Genomic DNA, 2885 nt, shown 5'->3' with positions numbered 1-2885 from the left:
CAATCATGTTGTGGCCAACAGGAGCAAATTCTACTTGGCCAAAAGGGTCAAAGTAGAGTGGCTTTTCCAAACAGGTTATCTACTGACGGAAAATCGTCTTTCCACTTGTCGCACACACTGCAGGGGGCAAACAGGGCATCGCCCAACTGCGCATTGCAAATCTCCCTTGCATCAACGCCCTCTACTGAAAAAATACTGATGTTGTCCATACGCTTAGAAATGAAAATCAATGATACCACCGATATAAAGTTCGTCGCCCTCCGTCAGATGCTCCACCATTCGCATCAACTCCGCCGACTTCTCCGCAAAGGTCTGATAGTCGTCATTGCAGAGGTAGAAGTGAGCATCGGTTCCCAGCGGATTTTCTAACTCGGTCTCCAACTGGTACACCTCACCGCAAGAGTTCATCACGTTCTCGGTGTTTACCTTTTCGTCTGAATACGCTCCACCCACTCACGTTTCCACTGCTCGAAACCACCACAAAACCCCAGTGTCGTTTCATCTTTGAGGCGAAACATACCCAAAGGCAGAATATCCTCCATGAGTGAGCGAACGGCTCTTTTCCGCTCCTCCTCTGATATGGCGGCACAATAGTCATAGTCGCTGCCATCACCCTGCAACAAGGTATCTTCACAGAGATAGCCCTCAATGCGTCTTTCCGATAATTGAAAAATCCATGCGTGCATAACTTATCATTTTAAGAGGTTATAAATCTTAATCTTTTCCCTTTTGTGAAGTCTTCAGACTTCTTGCAGGTACTTAATTTTCGAGCAAAACAGGACGGCATAAGTGGGAAAGATAAGGCAAGCAATGCACGGAAAAATTGACGGAACACCCCAATCTATGATTGTTGGGAAGGCTGCCGTCTATTTTTTCTGTGCATAGCCATAGCGATGCTTGCCGTTCTTTCCTATGCCGTAACATTGCAAAGAAAATGAGTACTTGCAGCAAGAAAAGCAGGAAGTAATAAATGAAATGAGCACAGCTTATATAAACGAAAAGTTCATAACAAAAAAAAGGATTATCCTTTCGGACGATCCTTTTAGTAAAAAGTGTAGATTTATCGTAGCTATTTTTTATTAACCTCTTCTTGAATTTTGTTTAAATCTGCTTTCGGGTCAATAAATAGCTGAACTTCATCTAAAAGAGTTAAATGCAATTTAATAAACTCTACAGGCTGATTTGCGTCCATTGCAACATTGGTCAAGTAGCCTTTCACAATAGCTAACTTTTTCATTGCTTCGTCTTTGTCTCTTATCATAGTTATCCTCCTTCCTTTATTATAAAGTTAAACATACTACAAATATATAACATATTTTGAATATAGCCAAACAAATATACAAAAATCGTATTTATATGCAATAAAATATTTATGGCAGAGGCAGTTCAAACGTCCTCACCACGGCCTTTCCATTCTTGCTGATGAAGAACCACCGTTCGGCATTATACTTCATGCCATGATGCGTTACCGCCTGATAGTCGATCTTCACTTTCCACCCCGTCCATTCTTTCCTATTGGTTGCCAGATTGAGTATTTGCCTGATGTCCGAGTTGGCACGCATCTGCCTTTCTGCGAGATCCATCACATAGAAATCGTTGATGTCCAGCGACTGCATATTATCGGTACGCCTCATAATACTATCAGTGACCGACCTCATGATACGGACGATACCCGCCTTTTCCTTTTGGGTGAAATAGCTGAACCCAAATGCAGAGTCCGGCTCTGAAACGGCCACAATGTCCACCTGCTTGGGGTACTCCACCGACTGACGAAGATTCTCCTCTGCCAGTTGCTGTAGTTCCTTCTTCCTGTCCGTACACGATGTCATGAGTACAGCGATGCCCAATATCAACGAGAGTTGTGTTGTAATATGCTTCATACTAAATCATGATAATTCTGTCCTTTTCTGGCGTTAGTTGCAGACGCTTGTAGTACACCGTACCGTCTTCCTTGTAAAACTCTATGCTGTCCTTGGTCACGCCCTGTTCACAAATTTGCTTCACCTCCTCCACCGAAACGGTATGGCCGCTGATGTTCCGCCAGATGGAGAACTTGCAGGGATGTTCGGCATTGCGATAATTGGCGCAGTTGTATGCCTTCAGCCCTACATGCAGGTCGCCCCCGCAATGCGGACACTTCGCGACGCGCGATTCCAACTTCACCTTACCCTCGGCTATCGACAACGACGAGGCAAACATCTTCCACTCGTTCGAGGCAAATCCCTCCAGGACGATGTGCTTACCCTTCAGGAACTCCACGGCATCCTGCTCCGTAATCCTACGGTTGCAGATGATACCCGGAATCATAAAATCACATGAAGGGTGCTTGCCAAGGGAGTTCTCACATCGGTAGCCCTTTGAGGTCTTGCGCATTCTGCCTCCGCAGAGTGGACATACACCATCAATGTAATGCACACCTGATGAAACCTCCACTTTCCTATTACGGATGACGAGAGCCGCCTTGAAATGCTGACCGTCCCTGTTCTGCAGGGGCAGCACCCCCGTATGACCATGCTTCACGAGCAGCGTCACCAGTTCCTCCGTCATCTCCAGATTAAACACCCGATTGGGGATAACGAATCCACAGGACTGCTCACAGCACTTCCACCCATGCTCGTTATGTTCCATTGTGCCCCTACCACAGACCGGACAGGTCAGTAAATTGTCAGTATCACTCATTTTGTTATTTCTTTACGTTATATGTTACTTAATCTTTGGCAATCCGCCGTTTGCACCGCTCCTCCTCGAAATAACAAAGTGTAGCAAGTGCAAAAGTACAGAAAATTGCCCATATTCAGGCCTGTCAGATGTATTTCTGGAAAAGCCACTCTACTTTGACCCTTTTGGCCAAGTAGAATTTGCTCCTGTTGGCCACAACATGATTG

At 45.3% G+C, this 2885-nt stretch carries 3 protein-coding genes and 2 pseudogenes; all 5 read right to left on the bottom strand.

Features of this window, described 5'->3' with window-relative positions:
- Positions 1-68 precede the first annotated feature (68 nt).
- Positions 69-209, bottom strand: a pseudogene (locus tag L888_RS14695) (NrfD family oxidoreductase membrane subunit); the annotation flags it as partial.
- 4 nt (positions 210-213) lie between these two features.
- Positions 214-686, bottom strand: a pseudogene (locus L888_RS15040) (hypothetical protein).
- A gap of 383 nt (positions 687-1069) precedes the next feature.
- A complete protein-coding gene (locus L888_RS0111020) occupies positions 1070-1261 on the bottom strand; it encodes a hypothetical protein (RefSeq protein ID WP_027952931.1) in 192 nt (63 codons plus the stop codon).
- 109 nt (positions 1262-1370) lie between these two features.
- Entirely contained in the window at positions 1371-1880 is a 510-nt protein-coding gene (locus L888_RS0111015) for a hypothetical protein (RefSeq protein WP_027952930.1), read from the bottom strand.
- Between the two features lies 1 nt (position 1881).
- Positions 1882-2679: a topoisomerase C-terminal repeat-containing protein gene (locus L888_RS0111010; protein ID WP_027952929.1), complete on the bottom strand. Its 798-nt coding sequence runs from the start codon at positions 2677-2679 to the stop codon at positions 1882-1884.
- Between the last annotated feature and the right edge of the window lie 206 nt (positions 2680-2885).

Origin of the sequence: Hallella seregens ATCC 51272, assembly GCF_000518545.1 — a bacterium.
In the GTDB taxonomy this organism is placed as follows: Bacteria; Bacteroidota; Bacteroidia; order Bacteroidales; family Bacteroidaceae; genus Prevotella; species Prevotella seregens.
The sequence above is the reverse complement of the archived record's forward strand: the minus strand, read 5'-3'. Positions and strand labels throughout refer to the sequence as shown.

What these genes read in the sequence shown, in the direction of transcription:
- L888_RS0111010 (WP_027952929.1), bottom strand. Translation starts at nt 2,679, where the DNA reads ATGAGTGATACTGACAATTTACTGACCTGTCCGGTCTGTGGTAGGGGC.
- L888_RS0111015 (WP_027952930.1), bottom strand. Translation starts at nt 1,880, where the DNA reads ATGAAGCATATTACAACACAACTCTCGTTGATATTGGGCATCGCTGTA.
- L888_RS0111020 (WP_027952931.1), bottom strand. Translation starts at nt 1,261, where the DNA reads ATGATAAGAGACAAAGACGAAGCAATGAAAAAGTTAGCTATTGTGAAA.